The 20,116-nt window shown below is 66.4% G+C and carries 17 protein-coding genes; 12 read left to right on the top strand and 5 right to left on the bottom strand.

Annotation, left to right across the window (positions count from 1 at the left end; all coding sequences use genetic code 11):
* The first annotated feature begins 13 nt into the window (after positions 1–13).
* The 7 genes from ileS (at position 14) to mutL (ending at position 10,278) form a co-directional block, all read left to right on the top strand.
* Entirely contained in the window at positions 14–2,971 is a 2,958-nt protein-coding gene (gene ileS, locus J2Y55_RS11040; RefSeq protein WP_310152215.1) for an isoleucine--tRNA ligase, read from the top strand.
* Positions 2,971–3,450 carry a signal peptidase II gene (lspA, locus tag J2Y55_RS11045; protein WP_310152218.1) on the top strand — a complete coding sequence of 160 codons (480 nt, stop codon included), beginning with the start codon at positions 2,971–2,973 and terminating at the stop codon, positions 3,448–3,450. Before ileS ends, lspA begins: the two co-directional genes overlap by 1 nt.
* Before the next feature lie 74 nt (positions 3,451–3,524).
* Positions 3,525–4,190, top strand: a complete 666-nt coding sequence (locus tag J2Y55_RS11050; RefSeq protein ID WP_310152221.1) for a hypothetical protein — start codon at positions 3,525–3,527, stop codon at positions 4,188–4,190.
* 79 nt (positions 4,191–4,269) lie between these two features.
* Positions 4,270–5,562 (top strand): M16 family metallopeptidase, encoded by a 1,293-nt coding sequence (locus J2Y55_RS11055; RefSeq protein WP_310152224.1) that lies wholly within the window; start codon positions 4,270–4,272, stop codon positions 5,560–5,562.
* A gap of 56 nt (positions 5,563–5,618) precedes the next feature.
* Entirely contained in the window at positions 5,619–6,914 is a 1,296-nt protein-coding gene (locus J2Y55_RS11060; protein ID WP_310152227.1) for a M16 family metallopeptidase, read from the top strand.
* Positions 6,915–6,959: 45 nt separating this feature from the next.
* A complete protein-coding gene (locus J2Y55_RS11065; RefSeq protein ID WP_310152229.1) occupies positions 6,960–8,282 on the top strand; it encodes a glucose-6-phosphate isomerase in 1,323 nt (440 codons plus the stop codon).
* Positions 8,283–8,463: 181 nt separating this feature from the next.
* Positions 8,464–10,278, top strand: a complete 1,815-nt coding sequence (gene mutL, locus J2Y55_RS11070; protein WP_310152233.1) for a DNA mismatch repair endonuclease MutL — start codon at positions 8,464–8,466, stop codon at positions 10,276–10,278.
* A gap of 58 nt (positions 10,279–10,336) precedes the next feature.
* Here mutL and J2Y55_RS11075 read toward each other — a convergent pair whose 3' ends face one another.
* The 3 genes from J2Y55_RS11075 to J2Y55_RS11085 all read right to left on the bottom strand — a co-directional run bounded on the left by J2Y55_RS11075 (position 10,337) and on the right by J2Y55_RS11085 (position 13,488).
* Positions 10,337–10,978 (bottom strand): glutathione S-transferase family protein, encoded by a 642-nt coding sequence (locus tag J2Y55_RS11075; RefSeq protein WP_310152236.1) that lies wholly within the window; start codon positions 10,976–10,978, stop codon positions 10,337–10,339.
* Positions 10,979–11,107: 129 nt separating this feature from the next.
* Positions 11,108–11,668, bottom strand: coding sequence for a 16S rRNA (guanine(966)-N(2))-methyltransferase RsmD (rsmD, locus tag J2Y55_RS11080; protein WP_310152239.1), 561 nt, complete (start codon positions 11,666–11,668; stop codon positions 11,108–11,110).
* A 26-nt stretch (positions 11,669–11,694) separates the two neighbouring features.
* Positions 11,695–13,488, bottom strand: a complete 1,794-nt coding sequence (locus J2Y55_RS11085; RefSeq protein ID WP_310153312.1) for a pseudouridine synthase — start codon at positions 13,486–13,488, stop codon at positions 11,695–11,697.
* Between the two features lie 749 nt (positions 13,489–14,237).
* Between J2Y55_RS11085 and J2Y55_RS11090 the strand changes: the two genes are divergently transcribed.
* Together J2Y55_RS11090 and J2Y55_RS11095 are read left to right on the top strand one after the other, a co-directional pair.
* The gene (locus tag J2Y55_RS11090; RefSeq protein WP_310152242.1) at positions 14,238–14,699 is read left to right on the top strand and encodes a nucleoside deaminase; all 462 of its coding nucleotides are present in this window, start codon (positions 14,238–14,240) and stop codon (positions 14,697–14,699) included.
* Between the two features lie 161 nt (positions 14,700–14,860).
* Complete coding sequence (locus J2Y55_RS11095) at positions 14,861–15,148, top strand: hypothetical protein (protein ID WP_310152245.1); 288 nt, start codon at positions 14,861–14,863, stop codon at positions 15,146–15,148.
* 148 nt (positions 15,149–15,296) lie between these two features.
* Here the strand turns inward: J2Y55_RS11095 and J2Y55_RS11100 are convergent, their stop codons facing one another.
* On the bottom strand, positions 15,297–15,614 hold the full coding sequence (locus J2Y55_RS11100) for a hypothetical protein (protein ID WP_310152248.1): 318 nt from the start codon (positions 15,612–15,614) through the stop codon (positions 15,297–15,299).
* Between the two features lie 61 nt (positions 15,615–15,675).
* Positions 15,676–16,038 carry a hypothetical protein gene (locus J2Y55_RS11105; protein WP_310152251.1) on the bottom strand — a complete coding sequence of 121 codons (363 nt, stop codon included), beginning with the start codon at positions 16,036–16,038 and terminating at the stop codon, positions 15,676–15,678.
* Between J2Y55_RS11105 and J2Y55_RS11110 the strand changes: the two genes are divergently transcribed.
* The 3 genes from J2Y55_RS11110 to J2Y55_RS11120 all read left to right on the top strand — a co-directional run bounded on the left by J2Y55_RS11110 (position 16,037) and on the right by J2Y55_RS11120 (position 20,067).
* Positions 16,037–18,676: a methyl-accepting chemotaxis protein gene (locus tag J2Y55_RS11110; protein WP_310152254.1), complete on the top strand. Its 2,640-nt coding sequence runs from the start codon at positions 16,037–16,039 to the stop codon at positions 18,674–18,676. The two genes, J2Y55_RS11105 and J2Y55_RS11110, sit on opposite strands and share 2 nt — an antisense overlap.
* 67 nt (positions 18,677–18,743) lie before the next feature.
* Complete coding sequence (locus J2Y55_RS11115; protein WP_310152257.1) at positions 18,744–19,073, top strand: hypothetical protein; 330 nt, start codon at positions 18,744–18,746, stop codon at positions 19,071–19,073.
* A gap of 160 nt (positions 19,074–19,233) precedes the next feature.
* Positions 19,234–20,067: a GNAT family N-acetyltransferase gene (locus tag J2Y55_RS11120; RefSeq protein ID WP_310152261.1), complete on the top strand. Its 834-nt coding sequence runs from the start codon at positions 19,234–19,236 to the stop codon at positions 20,065–20,067.
* Positions 20,068–20,116: the final 49 nt, after the last annotated feature.

Below are 20,116 nucleotides of genomic sequence, written 5' to 3' on the forward strand. Positions count from 1 at the left end.
AGCCGGACCCGAGATGACCGACAAAGCCGCCGACAAGACCGAAACCGTCGACTATTCCCAGACGCTGTTCCTGCCCCAGACCGAGTTCCCGATGCGCGCGGGATTGCCGCAGCGCGAGCCGGAACTGCTCGCCCGCTGGGCCAGGATCGACCTCTACAAGAAGCTGCGCGCCACCGCGAAGGGCCGCGACCGCTTCGTGCTGCATGACGGCCCGCCCTACGCCAATGGCAACATCCATATCGGCCATGTGCTCAACAAGGTGCTGAAGGATCTCGTCGCGCGCTCGCAGCAGATGCTCGGCTTCGATTCGAACTATGTGCCGGGCTGGGACTGCCACGGCCTGCCGATCGAATGGAAGATCGAGGAGCAGTACCGCGCCAAGGGCCTCAACAAGGACGATGTGCCGGTCGTCGAATTCCGCAAGGAATGCCGCGCCTTCGCCGAGAAATGGGTCGATATCCAGCGCGAGGAGTTCAAGCGCCTGGGCGTCGAGGGCGATTGGGCCGACCCTTATCTGACCATGGCCTATCCCGCCGAGGCGCAGATCGCCCGCGAGATCATGAAGTTCGCCGAGACCGGCCAGCTCTATCGCGGCTCCAAGCCGGTGATGTGGTCCGTGGTCGAGAAGACCGCGCTGGCCGAGGCCGAGGTCGAGTATGAGGAACATGTCAGCGACACGGTGTTCGTGGCGTTCCCGGTCGTCGCGCTTGCCGGCAGTCTCGCTGGTGCCTCGATCCTGATCTGGACGACCACGCCCTGGACGATCCCCGGCAACCGCGCGATCTCCTTCCACAACAAGATCGCCTATGGGCTTTACCGCATCACCGCAGCGCCCGAAGGCAATTGGGCCAAGGTCGGCGCGACCTATGTGCTCGCCAAGAACCTCGCCGAAGGCGTCTTCAAGGCGGCGAAGGCGGAGGCTTTCGAGCTGGTTTCGGATGTATCTGCCCATGAGCTCGCAGGCCTGACCTGCGCTCACCCGCTGCGCGGCCAGGGCTATGATTTCGACGTGCCCCTGCTCGATGGCGACCATGTCACGGACGATGCCGGTACCGGCTTCGTCCACACCGCGCCCGGCCATGGCCGCGAGGACTTCGACGTCTGGATGGCCAATGGCCGGATGCTGGCCGAGCGCGGCATCGAGACCCATATCCCCTACACCGTCGATGCCGATGGCCGCTTCACCAAGGATGCGCCCGGCTTCGAGGGCAAGCAGGTCATCACCGACAAGGGCGAGAAGGGCGACGCCAACGAAGCCGTGATCAAGGCCCTTGCCGCCAGCGGCCATCTCGTCGCGCGCGGTCGGTTGAAGCACCAGTATCCGCATAGCTGGCGCTCTAAGAAGCCGGTCATCTTCCGCAACACGCCGCAATGGTTCATCGCCATGGACAAGGCGGTCGAGAGCCTGGGCAATCGCACTTTGCGCGAGGTCGCGCTCGGTGCGATCAAGGACACGCAATGGGTGCCCGCCGCCGGTGAGAACCGCATCAACGGCATGATCGCCAACCGCCCCGACTGGGTGGTCTCGCGCCAGCGTGCCTGGGGCGTGCCGATCACCGTCTTCGTCGAGAAGGAGACGGGCGCCATCCTGGTCGACGCCAAGGTCAACGCCGCGATCGCCGATGCCTTCGAGCTGGAAGGCGCCGACGCCTGGTTTACCGATCTGGACGGCGCGCGCTTCCTGAAGCCTTTCGGCTACGATCCGGCTGCCTATGAACGCGTCACCGACGTGCTCGACGTCTGGTTCGATTCAGGCTCGACCCACGCCTTCACGCTGGAGAAGCGCCCGGATCTGCGCGCCCGCCGGCGCGGCGATGGCGGCAATGACCGGGTGATGTATCTCGAAGGCTCCGACCAGCATCGCGGCTGGTTCCATTCGAGCCTCTTGGAAAGCTGCGGCACGCGCGGCCGAGCGCCCTTCGACGTTGTCCTGACCCACGGCTTCTGCCTCGACGAGAAGGGCGAGAAGATGTCGAAGTCGAAGGGCAACGTCACCGCCCCGCAGGACATCATCAAGGATTCGGGTGCCGACATCCTGCGCCTATGGGTCGCGGCGGCCGATTATTCCGACGACCTGCGCATCGGCAAGGAGATCCTCAAGACCTTCGTCGAGACCTATCGCAAGCTGCGCAACACCACGCGCTGGATGCTCGGCACACTCGCCCATTTCAGCGAGGATACCCGGGTCAACGAGCCGCAGACGATGCCGGAGCTGGAGCGGCTGATGCTGCATCGGCTCGCCGAGCTCGGGCCGCAGGTCGAGGAGGCCTATCGCACCTACGACTACAAGAAGGTGGTGAACCTGCTCTCGCAGTTCATGAACACCGAGCTTTCGGCTTTCTATTTCGACATCCGCAAGGACGCGCTCTATTGCGATCCCTTGTCGAGCCATGTCCGCAAGAGCGCACTGACGGTCGTTGATCATCTCTTCCGTTGCCTGGCCACCTGGCTTGCGCCGATCCTGGTCTTCACCACGGAAGAGGCCTGGCTGGAGCGCTATCCCGACCAGAAGGCGATGGACGCCTCGGTGCATCTGGAACTCTTCGCGCAAGCGCCCGAAGCTTGGCTCGATCCGGAGCTCGCCGAGCGCTGGAGCAAGATCCGCCGCGTCCGCCGCGTCGTCACCGGCGCGCTGGAGTTGGAGCGGGCGGGCAAGCGCATCGGCTCCTCGCTGGAGGCCGCGCCCAAGGTCTATATCGACGATCCCGATCTGAAGGCGGCGCTCTCGGGCGTCGATCTCGCCGAGATCAGCATCACCTCGGGCATCGCGATCAGCGCGGGCGAGGGTCCGCAGGACGCTTTCCGCCTGGCCGATGTACCGGGCGTCGCGGTCGTCTCCGCGCGGGCGCCGGGCGTCAAATGCGCCCGCTCGTGGAAGTATTTCGATCCCGCTTTGGCCGATCCGGCCTATCCGGAGGTGACGCCGCGCGACGCCAAAGCCTTGCGCGAGCTTGGGCAGCGGGCGCGATGATGCCGGCGCGCCGCCTCGGCGTCTTCATCGTCGCTCTGGTCTTCGGGCTTGATCAGGCGCTCAAGCTCTGGCTGCTCTTCGGCGTTCGGCTGGCCGAGAACGGTCCCTTCGAGGTTGCGCCCTTCATGGAGATCGTGCTCGCCTGGAATCGCGGCATCTCCTATGGCCTGTTCCAGCAGGATGGCGACCTCGGCCGCTGGTTCCTGGTCGTGATCTCGTTCGTTGCCGCGATCTGGCTCGGGCGCTGGATGTGGCGCGAGACGCGGCGATTGACCGTCGTCAGCCTGGCGCTGATCGTTGGCGGAGCGCTGGGCAACGGCCTCGACCGTGCGGTCTATGGCGCCGTCGTCGACTTCGTTCACCTGCATCACGGCAGCTTCAGCTGGTACATCTTCAACATCGCCGATGCGGCGATCGTTGTCGGCGTGGCCGCTCTGCTATATGAGTCCTTCCGTTCCAGCCCGGATAAGCCGGCATGATGTGCGCTTCGCCATCGTTTTGCCGCGTGCCTGGGGTTGAAGTGGGGATGAAAAAATCCCGAGGGAGGTTTGAGATGGCTCATCGCATCCGCGTGACGCATTGGCTCCTGGCCGGTGGGCTGCTGCTTGCGGCCTCGCCCGCCTTCGCGCAGGAAGGCATGCTCTTCAAGAATCTGATGGAGGGCGTCATTGGCGGCAAGGGCAATAACGACATCGAATACCGGCAGCGGCCGCCGCTCGTGGTGCCTCCCGGTTCGACCCTGCCGCGGCCGCAGGAGCCGGCGAGCACGCGCAATGCCGCCTGGCCGAACGATCCCGACATCGCTAAGCGTCGCGCCGAGGATGCGCGCGCGCTGGTGCCCGCGACCGAACGCGAGAAGTACAAGGACAATCAGCGCCCGCTGCTGAGCCAGGAAGAGCTGCAGAAGGGCCGTGTCGCAGGCCGCGACAGCCGGCCGTTCCAGCCGCAGCAGTCGAAGACCTATGAGGAAAACATCGCCCCGATCCGGACCGGCCGCGACATCGCCGCGAACAAGAATGCCGAGGATCTGGCGAGCCTGACTTATGGCAGCGAGCCGGAGCGGAAATATCTCTACGAGCCGCCGGTCGGCTATCGTCGCCCGGCCGGGACGGCGCCGGTTGGACCCGGTCGGAATGGCCCGCGCGAGGACACGCAAGCCTCGGGGCAGAAGGAATTCGTTCAGGGTACGCCCATGCCGACCCTGCCCGCGATCAACTGAGACGGGCGTCGCGTCTGGTTCTCTCGGGGATGGCGGCCTATATGGGTTTGATAACCCGCCGCCAATCAAGGGTCCCGCGATGACGATCCATATCCCGCCGACCCGCATGAGCGCGCCTGTCGAGTCGTTTCGACTCGACAACGGCCTGGAGGTCGTGGTGGTGCCCGACCATCGCGCCCCGGTCGTCACCCATATGGTCTGGTACCGCAACGGCTCGGCCGATGACCCGGCGGGCAAGTCCGGCATCGCCCATTTTCTCGAACATCTGATGTTCAAAGGCACGGCCCGCTGGCCGGCCGGCGAATTCTCCAAGATCGTCGCCGGCTTCGGCGGGCAGGAGAACGCCTTCACCTCCTACGACTACACCGCCTATTTCCAGCGCGTGCCGAAGCAGCATTTGCGCGCCATGATGGATTACGAGGCCGACCGGATGACCGGGCTCGCCTTCGACGAGAGCGTCGTCGGGCCCGAGCGCGACGTCGTGCTCGAAGAGCGCCGTATGCGCGTCGATTCCGACCCGGCGGCTCAGCTCAGCGAGGAGTTCTCCGCGGCGCTGTTCGTGCATCACCCCTATGGCACGCCGATCATCGGCTGGGAGCACGAGATCGAGGAGCTGAACCGCGACGACGCCTTCGCCTATTACCAGCGCTTCTACACGCCCGAGAACGCGATCCTGGTCGTTGCCGGCGATGTCGAGGGCGACGAGGTACGTGAGCTCGCCGAGGCGACCTATGGCCAGATTGCAGCGCGCGGCGAGACCCCTTCCCGCAAGCGTCCAGCCGAGCCCGATCCGCGTGCGGCGCGGCGCGTCACGCTGAGCGATCCGCGCGTGCACCAGCCTTCGCTGCGCCGGGGCTGGCTGACGCCGACCTATCTCAGCGGCGATCGGACCGAGGTGTTCGCGCTGGAGATCGCTGCAGAAATCCTTGGCGGCGGCACCACATCGCGACTTTATCGCAGCCTCTGCGTCGAGCAGGAGCTCGCCGCCGGCGCCAGCGCCTATTTCATGGGCTCAATGGTCGATCGTTCGGCTTTCCAGGTCTCGACCAGCCCGCGCCCTGGCGTGGAGATGGCCGTGCTCGAAGCCGGCCTCGATGCCGCGCTCGCGACCTTCCTGGCGGAGGGGCCCAGCGAGGTCGAACTCACGCGCGCCCGCACACGCCTCGTTGCCGAGACGATCTTCGCCCGCGACAGCCAGTCTTCGCTCGCCCGCATCTTCGGGGCCTCGCTTGCCGTCGGTGAGACCGTCGAGGATGTGCTGACCTGGCCGGAGCGCATCGAGGCGGTTCCGCGCGAGGCTGTCGTCGAGGCAGCGCGCCGTTATCTCCGGCCCGACCGTTCGGTCACTGGCCTTTTGCTGCCGGTCGCCTGACCGCCTGCCCTCCTTTCAACCGGGCGGGGCGTCACGTCCCGTTTTCAGGAAGCGACATGAACGCGCCCATTCCCGTTGCCCATTCCGCGATCGCCGGCCCCTCCGTCGCAGTGCAGAAAGTCCGCTCCACTGCCGGCGTCGAGGCCTGGCTGGTCGAAGAGCATAGCCTGCCCCTGATCGCGATCGACTTCGCCTTCGACGGCGGCGCGACCCGTGACCCCGTGAACGCGGCCGGCAGCGCTTATATGATCTCCGGTTTGCTCGATGAAGGCGCTGGCGATCTCGATGCCGAGGCCTTCCAGGGCAAGATGGCGGATCATGCGATCAGCCTCGGCTTCGACGCGCGCCGCGACGATTTCCATGGCCAGCTCCAGACCCTGTCGCGCCATCGCGATACCGCTTTCGAGCTGCTGGCGCTGGCGCTCAACGCGCCGCGTTTCGATGTCGACGCGGTCACGCGGGTGAAGTCGCAGATCGTCGCCGGACTGCAGCGCCAGGCGCAAAACCCTGAGACGCTCTGCCGCAATGCGCTTTATGCGGCGGCCTATCCCGGCCACCCCTATGGCCGGCCCGAGAAGGGCGATATCGACAGCGTCTCGAAATTGCAGGCGGCAGGGCTGAAGACGCTCACCCGCGATCTGCTCAGCCGGGGTGGCCTCAAGATCGTCGTGGTCGGTGACATCACCGCCGACGAACTGGCGCAACGCCTCGACCAGGTCTTCGGCGCCTTGCCGGAAGGCAGGCCGCGCGCTCTGCCGGGCACGCCGCTGCCGATCCAGGGGCTGGGCCAGACCCATGTCATCGATCTCGACGTGCCTCAGACCGTGCTGCGCTTCGTCGGGCCGGGATTGATGCGCAATGATCCCGATTTCATCGCGGGCAGCGTGCTGAACCATATCCTCGGCGGCTCGGCCTTCACCTCCCGCCTCTTCCTCGAAGTGCGCGAGAAGCGCGGCCTCGCCTATGGCGTCTCCTCCAGCCTGCTGCCCCTGCGCGAGAGCGCCATGCTCGTCGGCGGCACCGCGACGCGCAACGACCGCGCGGCGGAATCGCTTGCCGTCATCCGCGAGGAGATGGCCAAGCTCGCAAATGAGGGGCCAAGCGAGCATGAGGTCGAGGAGGCCAAGCGCTACATCATCGGCTCCTATCCGCTGCGCTTCGACACCTCGCCCAAGATCGCCGCCGAACTGCTCAGCCTCGCGGTCAACGGCTTCGAGCCAGAGTTCCTGAGCGAGCGCAACCGGCTCTTCGCCGAAGTCACGCTCGCCGATATCGGCCGCGTGGCCAAGCGTCTGTTCGGCGATCCGCGCTTGCTGGTGCAGGCGGTTGGCCGGCCGGTCGGCCTCGTCTGAACCCTCTCGTCCTTTCCCTTAGGCACAGCGACGGACCTCATCACCATGCTGCAGCAAAGCTTCGATCTTGCGCTCGAATCCGGTGTCGGCAAGGGCGGCATTCCCGATGCCGCTTTCGAGCAGGCGCTGGCCGATCTTGCTCCCGCATTAGCGCGGCTGCAGGGCCAGGCGCGGGATCATTCGCTGCCGCTGCTCGGCCTGCCCGCCGACACGGCCGATCTGCCGCCGGTCCATGCCGCGGCCAAGCGCCTCAAGGCGGGCGCGACCGACATCCTCGTGCTCGGCACCGGCGGCTCCAGCCTCGGCGGCCAGACGCTGGCGCAGCTTGCCGATTACGGCATCTCCGGCCTGTCGCGCTTCGCGGCCGAGCCGCGCGTCCACTTCATCGACAATCTCGACCCCGACACCTATTCGCAGCTGCTCGCCAAGCTGCCGTTCAAGACGACGAAATTCGTCGCCGTCTCGAAATCGGGCGGTACTGGCGAGACCCTGCTGCAGAGCATCACGGTGATCAGCGCCCTGCGTGCCGCAGGCTTTAGCGATGCCGAGATCGGCGAGCGTTTCCAGGGCCTGTCCGAGCCGGCGATCCCCGGCAAGCTGCATCCGCTGCGCGCACTGCTGGAGCCCTTCGGCGTGCCCTTCCTCGAGCACCATACCGGGGTCGGCGGGCGCTATTCGGTGCTGACCAATTGCGGTCTGTTGCCGGCCGCTGCGCTCGGTCTCGACATCGAGGCTCTGCGTGCCGGCGCCGCCAAGGCCGTGGCGCCGGTCCTGGCCGGCAAGAGCGTGCGCGAAACGCCGGCTGCGGTTGGTGCGGCGCTGCATCTTGCCGCGATGCGCTCAGGCAAGAACATCGCCGTTCTCATGCCCTATGCCGACAAATTCGCGCTGCTGACGCGTTGGTGGATGCAGCTCTGGGCCGAGAGCCTGGGCAAGGACGGGCAGGGCACGCAGCCTGTCGGTGCGCTCGGCCCGGTCGATCAGCATTCGCAGCAGCAGCTCTATCTTGCCGGCCCGAAGGACAAGTTCTTCACGGTGCTGACGGTCGGCGCCAAGGGCAAGGGTCCCAGGATCGATGCCGAACTGGCCGGCAAGATCGGCCAGGACGATTTCGCCGGCAAGACGATCGGCGATCTCGTGGCCGCCCAGGGCGTCGCGATGATCGACACTTTCGCCCGGAACGGCTGCTCGGTGCGCCGCTTCCATATCGATGAGATCGACGAGACCATCCATGGCGAGGTGCTGATGCACTTCATGCTCGAGACGGTGCTGACCGGCTATGCCATGGGTGTGGACCCGTTCGACCAGCCGGCGGTCGAGGAAGCGAAACTCCTCGCCAAGCGCTATCTTGCCGAGGGGCGCAGCTGAGTCGCAGCCGTCATTCCGGGGCTTCGCCCTCGGGTCCGACCTTTGGTCGGCCTAAGGATAAACTCCGCGAATAACCCGGAGTCCATGACGAGTTGATCGGGAACAGTTTGCGGCCGGCTCGCCCGGTCGTAGGTTCCGGGTTCGGCTCTGCGAGCCGCCCCGGAATGACCGATGGAGCGCTATGACCGTTCGCCGCCTTGATCCCGTTCTCGTCGACCGTATCGCCGCCGGCGAGGTGATCGAGCGGCCGGCGGCTGCCGTGAAGGAGCTGGTCGAGAACGCGATCGACGCCGGCGCGCGCGCGGTTTCGGTCACGATCGCAGCCGGTGGTCGCGAATTGATCCGCGTCGTCGATGACGGCTCCGGCATGTCGCCCGAGGATCTGGCGCTGTCGGTCGAGCGCCACGCCACCTCGAAACTGCCCGATGGCGACCTTTTTGCGATCAAGTCACTGGGTTTTCGCGGCGAGGCGCTGCCCTCGATCGGTTCGGTCGCGCGGCTCTCGATCGCGACCCGCCGGCATGATTCCGCCCATGGCCACGGGCTTGTCGTCGAGGCTGGTGAGAAGGGCGTGGTGCGCCCGGTCGTGGCAGTGGCAGGAACGCGCATCGAGGTCAGCGATCTTTTCGCCTTCACTCCGGCGCGGCTCAAATTCCTGAAGAGCGATCGTGCCGAGGCGCAGGCCGTCTCGGAGATGCTGCGTCGGCTCGCCATCACCCATCCCACGATCCGCTTCGCGCTCGATGGCGATCACGTCTCCGGCTTCGACTGGCCGGCGGAGGCGCATGGCAGGGATGGCATGCTGCGCCGGCTGGCGCGCGGGCTCGGGCGCGATTTCCCCGAGAACGCGCTGCCGCTCGACGTGGCGCGCGAGGGCTTCCGCGTCACGGGCTTTGCGGGCCTGCCGACCTTCCATCGCGGCACCTCGGCCGGGGTGCATCTGGCGGTGAACGGCCGGCCGGTGCGTGACAAGCTGCTGCTCTCGGCCGTGCGCGGCGCCTATGCCGATGTCGTGCCCTCCGATCGGCATCCGGTGTTGTTTCTCGATGTCGCCTGCGAGCCGCGCCTCGTCGACGTCAACGTCCACCCGGCCAAGAGCGAGGTGCGTTTCCGCGATCCCGCCTTGGTGCGCGGCCTTGTCGTCTCCGGGCTGAAGGCGGCTCTGGCCGAGGCCGGCCATCGCGCCACCACGACCGGCGGGGCTCGGACGCTGGAGGCCTTTCGCGCAGTGTTCGCGGGCAATGGCAGTGCTTCCGTCCCGCGTCCGCATTTTCCCGAGACGCCGGCCTGGCCCAGGCCTGCCGCCGGCTTCGGCGAGGCGGCCCAGGCGGGCTTCGAGGGCTTCGCTGCGCCCTCTGCCGATGCACGCGCCCATGTTGCCGAGCCCGCTCCCGATGCGCTCGACCGGCCGCTCGGAGCGGCCCGCGCGCAATTGCACGAGACCTATATCGTTGCCCAGACCCGCGAGGGCGTCGTCATCGTCGACCAGCATGCCGCCCATGAGCGGCTGGTCTATGAGCGGTTGAAGGCCGAGCGCGCCAGGTCGGGCATCGCCCGGCAGGCGCTTTTGCTGCCGGAGGTCGTCGAACTCGACCCCGTCGATGCCGATCGCCTGAATGCGGCGACCGACGAACTGGCGACGCTGGGGCTCGGCATCGAGGCTTTTGGGCCCGGCGCGGTGCTGGTGCGTGAAGCGCCGAGCCAACTCGCCGGCGGCAATCTCCAGAAGCTCGTGCGCGATGTCGCCGATGCGCTGGCCGAGCACGGCCAAATCTCCTCGATTCCGGGTTCGCTGGAGCGCCGGCTCGACCATGTGCTGGCGACGATGGCCTGCCACAACTCGGTGCGCGCCGGCCGCCGCATGCGCCCCGAGGAGATGGACGCGCTGCTGCGCGAGATGGAGGTCACGCCCAATTCAGGCCAGTGCAACCACGGCCGGCCGACCTATGTCGAGTTGAAGCTCACCGATATCGAGAGGCTGTTCGGGCGGCGGTGAGGATCAGGTCGCGGTCTCATGAGAACGCTACGACGCTTCTGCGCCGCGTGCCTCGGTCTCATAGCCATGGCTGCGGTATGTGTTCTTGTGCATGGGCACGCTGAACGGCTGGCCGCTCGATCACGCGGCGTAAATACGCGCCCAAATGCGATCGGCTGGCGGCGGGCCGGGGCATACCGCGGGACCAGCACGCGAGGGTGAACACATAGGCGTCGACAGCCGAGTATGTATCACCCAGGAACCACGGGCCGCCATGACGCACCAGCTCGTCTTCCAGGCGGTCGAACTGGCTATTCACGCGCTGCTCTGCGGCCTGTTTGATCTCGGCTTGCGCTTCGGTGGAGACGGCGACCTTGTTGGGATGCAGGTAGAGCGACAAATTCGCGTGCAGTGCGGTTGCAAGCCACATAAGCCATTTGTAAAATTGCGGCCTGAGCACACTACCTTGTGCAGGTATGAGCGTTGCTCCTCCCTTCAACTCAAGCAAGTGAAGGATGATGGCCGTGCTCTCGTAAAGAACCAGGCCGTCGCTTTCCAGAACAGGCACGAGACCATCTGGGTGAAGGGCGCGATAGGATGGGTTGTTGCTCGGGCCTTTATGCAGATTGACGAATGAAAGTTCGTATTCCGTGCCGATTTCTTCAAGGACAATATGGGCGGCGAGGCTGATAAAGCCGGGGTAATAATGAAGTCGCAGCATGCAGATCTCGCAATCCGAGACGGCCTCAAGCTCGCTTGTCCCGAGCACTGACCTGGGGGAGGTCAAGTTGCGCCCACAGGATGAAGTGCTCCAGCTTCTGGCACAAGATCGACCCTGCGGGCTGATATCCTATGCCAGCCGCAGCAGAACCACCTGCGTCTCGCCATAATCACGGCGCTCGACCACGGTGAAGCCCTCCGGCACGGCGATCTCCACGCCCGCTGCCTCTTCCAGCACGATGAGCGCGTCCTGCGTCAGCCAGCCGCCCAGCTGGGCCGAGACGAGCGCCTTTTCGCCCAGGCCCTTGCGATAGGGCGGATCGCAGAACACCAGCCCGAACGGCGTCATCGGACTCGCCGGGCCGAGCTTGGTGGCATCGCGGCGGAAAACGCGGCTATGGCCGGCGAGGCCGAGATTCATCTGGTTCTCGCGGATCAGGCCGCGCGCCTCGGTGCCGTCATCGACCAGCAATGCGAACTCCGCTCCGCGCGAGAGCGCCTCGAACGCCATCGCGCCCGTACCGGCGAAGAGATCGAGGACGCGCGCACCCTCGACCACGTCGTCATAGGCGTGGGCGAGCACGTTGAAGAGCGATTCCCGCAAACGGTCGGAGGTCGGGCGAATGGTCCCGATCCCCGGTTTGGGGCCGGCGAGCGGCCGCCCGCCGAAGCGTCCGCCGACGATCCTCATCGCCTCAATCCTTAGTCGCCATTGCTTCAGTCACGCTTGCCGCGCCCGGCGCCGCCCGGGCGCGGACCCTTGCCGCCGCCACCCGGACGACCGCCGCCGGGCTTGCCGCCGAAGGGGCGACCGCCGGAGGGTTTGGCTCCGGAAGGTTTGCCCCCGAACGGCTTAGCTCCGAAGGCCTTGCCGCCGCTGCGCTCGCCGCCTGCGCTGCGACCAGCCGGCCGCTCGCTCGAGCGCGCGGCATAGCTCTTGGGCGCGCCGCCCGGCTTGTCACCGAAGCTGCGGCCGCGCGGCCTGTCATCGCCGCTGCGCTCGGTGAATCGGCGCGCGGGGCGTTCGCTGCTGTCTCGCGGCGCGCGTTCGGGACGCTCGCTGCGCGGCGCAGCATCCTGGCGTGGCACCGCATCCTGCCAGGGACGCTCGGAGGCGCGGTCGCGGCCGCCGGTCTCCTCGCGCGGGCGGCGGGCGGGGCGTTCGCCGCTGCTGGCGCGCTCCTGTGTGCGAGGCGGACGTCCCGCGGCTGCGCCGCGCTCGCTACGTGGCAGGCGGTCGGGCCGGCGCTTGGGGTTCACGCCCTCGCGGGCCGGGCGCTCCTCGCGGGCAGGGCGCACCGCGCTGGCCGAAGCGCTGACGCGCTCGACCAGCACGCGCCGGCCATTGGGATCCTCGATCGCTTTGTCACGGCGGCGGACCACCTCGCCGGTGGCCTCGCGCGTCTGGCGTTCGATCTTGGGGTCCGCGCCACGGCGCGGCGGTGCCTTGCGCTCGCGCTGCGGCTCCGCCTCGGCATCGCGCCAGACGGTGCGTTTCCACGGCTTCTCGCTGCGGTCGTCCTTGGAGGGCGTGCGCACGGCGTCGCTCTGCCAGCGCTCCCGCTCGGGCTTGCCGTCGCGGTCGCCGGCCTCACGCCGACGCGGCCGGTCGTCGCCGCTGGGCGCGCGCGGGGGCGCCGCCGGCATCTCGTCGCGACGCGGCGCCTCCAGATCGACGCCGGCTTTCGCGATCAGCTCTGTGCCGAGCTGGTCCCTGAGCACGCGCGAACGGATCTCGTCGACCTCGCCCTCGGGCAGGTCGCCGAGCTGGAACGGGCCGAACGAGACCCGGATCAAACGGTTCACGTCGAGGCCGAGATGCTCGAGCACCGTCTTGACCTCGCGGTTCTTGCCCTCGCGCAGATCGACCACGAGCCAGGTGTTCGAGCCCTGCTGGCGCTCGAAGCGGGCGACGATCGGACCGTAGGCAATGCCCTCGATGGTGACGCCGTCGCGCAGCGTGTCGAGCTTGTCCTGCGTCACGGAACCGAAGGCGCGCACGCGGTAGCGCCTGAGCCAGCCCGTCTCGGGCAACTCCAGCATGCGTGCGAGACCGCCGTCATTGGTCAGCAGCAGCAGGCCTTCGGTATTGATGTCGAGCCGGCCGATCGAGAGCACGCGCGGAAGCTCTTCCGGCAGCGAGTCGAACACGGTCGGCCGCCCCTCCGGATCATGGTTCGTCGTCACCAGCCCGCGCGGCTTGTGATAGAGCCACATCCGTGTGCGCTCGCGCGCCGGCAAGGGCTCGCCATCGACCAGAACGACGTCATTGGGGCCGATATCGAGCGCCGGGCTTTCCAGCACCTTGCCGTTCACGCTGACGCGGCCTTCCCCAATCATCGCCTCGCTGTCGCGACGCGAGGCGACGCCGGCCCGCGCCATCACCTTGGCGATGCGCTCGGGTTCCTGCGCGGCAAGCGAAGCGAGGAGCTTGGGCTCGGCTGCAGCGTCTTCACGGCGCGGCCGTTCGAAACGCGTATCGTCACGCTGGCCGGAGCTCTTGCCGCCCAAATTCTTGCTACCAAAGCTCTTGCCACGCGGCGCGGCGCCATCGCGGGGCGGACGGCTGGAGCTACGCTCACCCTCGGCTCTGGCGCGGAACGGCCTCTCGCCGCCTTCGCGGGGTGGCCGGCTCGCGCTGCGCTCGCCGTCAGGCCTGGCGCGGAAGGGGCGCTCGGCCCCGCTGCCGGCACCGCGGCTTGGACGGTCTTCGCTGCTGCGCTCGCGATAAGGCGCGCGCTCGCCTTCGGGCCTGGCCCGGAACGGACGCTCGCCACCGGCGCGCGGCGGGCGCGGAGCACCATCGCGCTGGCCGGCCGGCTTGTCGAAACGACGCTGGGGGCGTTCGCCGCCTTCGGACGTGCCTCGGCCCGGGCGTTCGCCACCCTCGGAGCGGCTGTGGAACGGCTTGCGCTCGCCACTTGGTGCGCCGGAGCGCGCTGGCCCGCGACCGGCGCCATCGCGTCCGAAACCGCCGCCGCGAGAGCCGCCATCCTTGCCGCCGCCTTGGCCGCCACCGCGGCCGCCGGCGCCGCCGCCCTTGCGCGGGCCACGGCTTTTCTGGTTGTTGTCGTCGCTCATGATCGCTCCGAAGCATGGTCCGCAGAAGTGGAATGCACTTTCGCGAAAGGCCGATGCTCAAATATTTGATGTCGCGCGCGTCCCCAACCGGCACAATCGAGCCGGACGGAACGCTGACTGATAGCCGGCGCTTGTAGCAGAGCGCCTTGCCGCTCGCGAGCGGTAAAGCAGGGTTTTTGATGGTGCAGGCGAAGGCAAATGGCGTGGACGGCATGGCGCTTGCCCTGAAGGAGGCGCGCGCGGCTGCCTCGCGCGGCGAGGTTCCGGTCGGGGCGGTGGTCCTGCGCGAGGGCGCCGTGCTGGCGCACGCGGGAAACCGCACGCTGGAACTGAAGGACCCGACCGCCCATGCGGAGATGCTGGCGCTGCGCCTGGCTTGCCAGGAGATCGGCAGCGAGCGATTGATCGGCTGCGATCTCTACGTCACGCTCGAACCCTGCCCGATGTGCGCCGCCGCGATCTCCTTTTCCCGCATCCGCCGGCTCTATTTCGGCGCAGGCGATCCCAAGGGCGGTGCGGTCGAGAACGGGGTCAGGCTCTATGCCAACCCGACCTGCCACCACGCGCCGGAGGTTTATGGCGGCCTGAGCGAAAGCGAGGCTGCGGGGTTGCTGCGGGAGTTCTTCAAGGCGAAGCGATAGGGTGCCGTCTGCCGATACGGTCGCCTTGATGCGATCTTTATCTTTCCGCTCCGCAACCGAATGGAACCACGACGCGGGAGCAGGGCACTCTCCGTATTCGGGCCGGCTGGTGTGGACCTTGACGCGCCATGACACCTCTGGCCGTTGAGGAGCTCAATCCAATGATCGCGCGTATCGATCCGGTCGCCCGTGGCCTCGTCGGCAGGTTCATTTTCAAGGTTTCCGTTTCAGCGGTGCTGGCGCTGTTCGGCAAATCAGGGTTTCTCCTGGCTTTGCCGGGATTGCTGGCGCTCTACGCAATGATCACGGCCATGACAGCCGTGATGCAGGGGCAGCGCTTCACGATGCATGCGCTCAATCAGTGGGATGAGGTGCTCTGGTTGAGCATCGCCGCACTGGGCTGTTCGCTGCTGCAGAAAGCCTTGTTGTTGCAACAGGCTGCGCAGTGACAATTTCGGCTTTCGATGTTTCAGGGCCTGTTCGGGACGATCGCAAGAGATGGTCGCGTGAATCGCGAGGCGGCGGTAGCGTCTCGATCAACGGTTTCTTGATGATGCGCCTGGACAGCCGATCTTAGCGGCCGACACCCGCCACGCCTCAATGAGGCATGTTCAGCCAAGCACGGAAGCCGACGATGCTGGCCAGAAGCACCAGCAGGACAAATGTGTGCAGCAGGTCACGACGTGCTCCGCCGTCGCGCCGAGATTGCGGCGTCGCCCGGCGAATGGGTTCACTGCGGCGCAGCAGCGTTTCATAGGTGACCATCACAACCTCCTGCGGGAGCCCGGATGATCGGTCGCCGATGCGTAAGATTGCGATCGGGAAGATCTGGTCGGGCATAAAAGACGCATAAGACGGCGTGAGCCTGATGCGCTGGCCGGGCGGCTGGATTCCGGAGATCTTGCGGGGCGTCATTTCAGGTGTCAGGGGCGCTACATGTTTCGTTCCGTTGGCGGCCAGCTTGGTTGCTCGCCATTCAAGGCTGAAAACCGCATTCGGTCAGCCGGATCTGTGACCAGACCCCTCCAACGCCAGCGATCTTGCAAGGAAACACTGCTTGAACATCCCGGCTGCAATCCGCTGCCGGCCGAAAATTTCCTCGATACCGGATGACGCCGGGCGGCCGTAGGCGTTTGATCCAGATCAAATGCCGCTTCAGCAGGGTAGCAGAAGAACCGATCGTTAAGGGATCGAGGCGGGTAGATGGATGCAAGGCGCCCGCCCGTGAATCAAGAATAATTGTGATGGTAGTTGCCATGCGACTGTCGCTTTTCAAGCCGATTTCCTGGAGCGTCGGCGCAAAGATCTCTGTAATCATGGCTTTGCTGATGATTCCCATGGGGCATTTGGCCTTTTTGTTCGTTCAGCAGGTCAGGAAGGATATCGCCTTTTCATCGCTCGAGTTGGATGGTGCAGGGGTCCTGACGAATCTCTGGCTGGCCTTGTCGGGCGCGACGCAGCCTGATGCAGGTTCGGTCAGCTGGAACACCGCCTTGGCCGGGGTTGCGGCGGTGGAGGCGGCCTCGGATCGGTTCAAGGCGCGCGAAACGGTTGCCGAATTCAAGCAGGCGCTGACGGATCCGAAGGCGCGGCCAAAGGCTTGGGAGGCAGGCCAGAGCGCCATCCAGAAGATCGCTGACGGCTCCAATCTGACGCTCGATCCCGATGTCGATTCCTACTATGTGATGGATGTCGCGACCGTGCGGCTGCCGGAACTGGCGGTTGCCAGGGCGAGCTTGACGGCAGCGCTGCTGCCCTATCTCGGCGGTGCTGCAGCCAAGCCGACGGCGGCACATCAGGATGCCCTGGTCCAGGCCGCGACGCGCTTCAGCATCGCGCTCGCCGCGGTTCAGTCCTCCGTCAAGTCAAGCATCGACGGCAATGCCGATGGCACGGTCGGCCGGGCTTTGAAGGCAGCCATAGCCGAATTCGATACGGCGACGGCGCGCGAGACGAAGCTCGTCGACAGCCTGCGCGCGGCTTTGGCTGGCGACCGGCCCAGCCCGCTTCTGAAGCCTGATGTCGACCAGGCCACAGCCGCAGCGGCGAAGTCTGCCGACGCATTGTGGCTCGGAACGCATCGGGAGCTGACGCGTCTGATTGAAGCCCGCATCGATGGCTTCAAGAATAAGATTTTGCGTGACCTGCTGATTGCTGCGGCCGCTGCCGTTGCCGCGATGGCGGTGGCTCTGGCTTTCGTCCGCACGATCCGTAATCCCATCGCCGACATCATCGCGACGCTGCGCCGCTTCCAGCAGAACGACTATGCGGCGCCCGTGCCGCATGTCGGGCTCGCCAATGAGATCGGCGAGATCGCCCGCGCGGTCGATCGCGGCAAGGCGGAGGCCGAGCGCACCGCCCTGACCGTAGCGGCGATGAATCAGTCGCCGAGCATGCTGATGATCACCGATCCCGACGAGAACATCTCCTTCATCAGCGCCTCTTTGACGATGCTGCTGAAGCGGCTCGAGCCGACCCTCCGCCAGGCCGATCCAGATTTCTCCGTCGAGGCGATGATCGGTCGGCATCTCGACTGTTATCGCACCAACCCCAATCTGACCCGCAAGCTGCTCGTCGACAATGAAGAGGTCCGCAAGGTTCGCTACGACATCGCCGGCGAAGTCGTTCTGGTCGACATGGCCTATGTTCGCGGAGCCGATGGCGTGAAGATCGGCCACACGCTCATCTGGCGCAACGTCACAGCGGAACTGCTCGGCGAAGCCGAGGTCGCGGCCGTAGTCACGGCAGCCCAGCAGGGGAATTTCTCGGCAAGGTTGCCGCTCTCGGGCAAGGAAGGCTTCGTGCGCGAGATTGCCATCGGCCTGAACAATGTTTCGGCGCTCGTCGAACAGGCGACCGGCGAGTTCGCCGAGGTGATTGATGCCGTTGCGAACGGCGATCTGACGCATGCGGTCAAGGGCGACTACCAGGGCGTACTGGGTTCGTTGAAGGACGGGATCAACGCGACGGTCGACCGCCTGTCCTCGACAGTGCGCACGATCCAGACGACCTCGGCGGATGTCGGCCTGGCCGCGCGCGAGATCACCATGGGCGCCGACGACCTGTCGAAGCGCACGGAGGAGCAGGCTTCCTCGCTGGAGGAGACCGCGGCCACGACCGAGGAGCTCGCAGCCTCGGTGAAGGCCTCGGCCCAGGCCTCGAAGCAGGCCGCCGCGATCGCGACCGAGGCGATGCAGGCGGCGCAGTCGGGCGGAACGATCGCGACTGAAGCGGTCGCCGCCATGGCGCGCATCGAGAGTGCCTCGCAGAAGATCTCCGACATCATCCGGGTGATCGACGACATCGCCTTCCAGACCAATCTCCTGGCGCTGAACGCGGCGGTGGAAGCCGCGCGCGCCGGCGATGCCGGCAAGGGCTTTGCCGTGGTGGCTTCGGAAGTGCGCACGCTGGCGCAACGCTCGGGCGCCGCAGCCAAGGACATTTCAGGGCTGATCTCCTCGTCCAACATGGAGGTCGGCGAGGGCGTCAAGCTGGTGCGCCAGGCCGGCGATGCCCTGACCCAGATCCTGGCGGCTTCGCAAAAGGTCGCGGCCACCATCGCCGAGATCTCGGCGGCCTCGGGCGAGCAGGCCAACGGCATCGACGAGATGAGCCAGGCTGTCGCCCATCTCGACGAGATGACGCAGGCCAATGCGGCGCTGGCCGAACAGAGCGCGGCCTCGGCCGGTTCGCTCTCGGGCCGCATCGTCCAGCTCAACGACCTCGTCGCCGCCTTCAGGACAGGCCCTGAGGGCGCGACCGCCTCATCGGCCAATTACGCCCCGGCGCCAGTCAGGGCAGCCCCGGTCGATCATGGCTCGGAGCCCGCGCGCCTGCGCAAGCTCGCCGAAGCCGCCTTCGGGCAGGCCAAGGCCAGGGTTCCAGAGAGGCATGCTCCTGCCTCGATGCGCGTTTCTGCCCCGGCCAAGCGCGCCGTCAGCGGCCGCGCCAGCAACGCCGGGTGGGAGGAATTCTGAACCTTAAGCAGGTTGGGCGCCCGCCGACTGCGCGCCCTTTCTCGCTGGACTGAAACATGGGTGCTTCATGGACGACACGGAAAGACTGAATATCTGTCAGCGCGCGTTGGGTATGATCCTGACCGAGCACGACAAGGCGCTGGAAAGGCTGCGGCGCGAAACAAATCTCTACGAAAGCGCGCGCTTCAGCCAATCCGCCGACACAGCGGCGATTGCCACACGGGCGCTTTGCCAAACAAGTGCGCTCAGCGCCCAAAATGCGCTTGCGCGCATGCACACTGCCTTGCTGGCCGTAACCACCGCACAGGCGATCATCAAGGCTGATGAAGCCGAAGCCTGCCTGTTGGACAGTGGCAATCAGTGCAGCTCCGGGCCTCCAGCCCGATCGTCGCTCTGAGCTTGATGCTGTGTCATGCGCGTCTCTGGCCATGCGCGCCTCTGAAAGCCGATCCGGACTTGAAAAGAGATCACCGCAGGCCGATCGGCCGTGCCTATGCAGCGCTTAACATGCAGCGCTAGAATGGGTTTATGCAGATTCCCCGACTGCGCGCAGCCGCATGAGCGCGCGCCTCATCCGCACGCTCGCATTGGCCGAGGTCGAGCAACTCATCGACTGGGCGGCCGCTGAGGGCTGGAATCCAGGCCTCGACGATGCTGCGGCTTTCCAGGCGAGCGACCCCGAGGGGTTCATCGGTGCCTTCGTCGATGGCGAGATGGTCGCTGCCATCGCAGCCGTCGCCTATGGGGCGAGCTATGGCTTCATCGGGCTCTATATCAGCCGCGCGGACAGGCGCGGTCAGGGCCATGGCAAGGCCGTCTGGGATGTCGGCATGGCGCGGCTCGCGGGGCGCACGATCGGGCTCGACGGGGTCGATGAGCAGTTCGAGAATTACCGCCGGAAAGGCTTTGCGCCGGCTTACCGCACCATTCGTTTCGGCGGCGCCTTTACCTGCGCGCCGGTGGAGCGACGGGAGCTGAGCATCATCACGCCCGAGCTCTTGCTTCAAGTCGTGGCCTTTGATCGCGGGAGCTTTCCGGAACCACGTGAGGCCTTTCTGGCGCGCTGGCTCATGCCACCGCATTCGGCCTGCGTCGCGACCTCGCAAGGCGCGGTCACAGGCTATGGCGTGATGCGCAAATGTCGTGCGGGCTGGAAGATCGGCGGATTATCGGCGCTGGATGACGCGGCCGCCATTGCGCTGGTTTCGCATCTGGCATCTTCCGTCGAAGGCGAGGTCTTCATCGATGTGCCGGCCGCGCGCCGGCAATTCATCGACCTGCTGACGGATGCAGGCCTTCGCCCGGGCTTCGAGACGACGCGCATGTATCGGGGCGAGCCGATCCCGCTCGCGCCCGAATTGTTCGGCGTGACCACGCTGGAGCTCGGCTAGATATTTTTCCGCACGACCTCTCACCTCCGCGGCCTCTCCAGTCATTGCG

The sequence above is a fragment of the Allobosea sp. BE125 genome (assembly GCF_031456075.1).
Lineage (GTDB): Bacteria > Pseudomonadota > Alphaproteobacteria > Rhizobiales > Beijerinckiaceae > Allobosea.

What these genes read in the sequence shown, in the direction of transcription:
- ileS (WP_310152215.1), top strand. Translation starts at nt 14, where the DNA reads ATGACCGACAAAGCCGCCGACAAGACCGAAACCGTCGACTATTCCCAG.
- lspA (WP_310152218.1), top strand. Translation starts at nt 2,971, where the DNA reads ATGCCGGCGCGCCGCCTCGGCGTCTTCATCGTCGCTCTGGTCTTCGGG.
- J2Y55_RS11050 (WP_310152221.1), top strand. Translation starts at nt 3,525, where the DNA reads ATGGCTCATCGCATCCGCGTGACGCATTGGCTCCTGGCCGGTGGGCTG.
- J2Y55_RS11055 (WP_310152224.1), top strand. Translation starts at nt 4,270, where the DNA reads ATGACGATCCATATCCCGCCGACCCGCATGAGCGCGCCTGTCGAGTCG.
- J2Y55_RS11060 (WP_310152227.1), top strand. Translation starts at nt 5,619, where the DNA reads ATGAACGCGCCCATTCCCGTTGCCCATTCCGCGATCGCCGGCCCCTCC.
- J2Y55_RS11065 (WP_310152229.1), top strand. Translation starts at nt 6,960, where the DNA reads ATGCTGCAGCAAAGCTTCGATCTTGCGCTCGAATCCGGTGTCGGCAAG.
- mutL (WP_310152233.1), top strand. Translation starts at nt 8,464, where the DNA reads ATGACCGTTCGCCGCCTTGATCCCGTTCTCGTCGACCGTATCGCCGCC.
- J2Y55_RS11075 (WP_310152236.1), bottom strand. Translation starts at nt 10,978, where the DNA reads ATGCTGCGACTTCATTATTACCCCGGCTTTATCAGCCTCGCCGCCCAT.
- rsmD (WP_310152239.1), bottom strand. Translation starts at nt 11,668, where the DNA reads ATGAGGATCGTCGGCGGACGCTTCGGCGGGCGGCCGCTCGCCGGCCCC.
- J2Y55_RS11090 (WP_310152242.1), top strand. Translation starts at nt 14,238, where the DNA reads ATGGTGCAGGCGAAGGCAAATGGCGTGGACGGCATGGCGCTTGCCCTG.
- J2Y55_RS11095 (WP_310152245.1), top strand. Translation starts at nt 14,861, where the DNA reads ATGATCGCGCGTATCGATCCGGTCGCCCGTGGCCTCGTCGGCAGGTTC.
- J2Y55_RS11100 (WP_310152248.1), bottom strand. Translation starts at nt 15,614, where the DNA reads ATGACGCCCCGCAAGATCTCCGGAATCCAGCCGCCCGGCCAGCGCATC.
- J2Y55_RS11110 (WP_310152254.1), top strand. Translation starts at nt 16,037, where the DNA reads ATGGGGCATTTGGCCTTTTTGTTCGTTCAGCAGGTCAGGAAGGATATC.
- J2Y55_RS11105 (WP_310152251.1), bottom strand. Translation starts at nt 16,038, where the DNA reads ATGGGAATCATCAGCAAAGCCATGATTACAGAGATCTTTGCGCCGACG.
- J2Y55_RS11115 (WP_310152257.1), top strand. Translation starts at nt 18,744, where the DNA reads ATGGACGACACGGAAAGACTGAATATCTGTCAGCGCGCGTTGGGTATG.
- J2Y55_RS11120 (WP_310152261.1), top strand. Translation starts at nt 19,234, where the DNA reads ATGAGCGCGCGCCTCATCCGCACGCTCGCATTGGCCGAGGTCGAGCAA.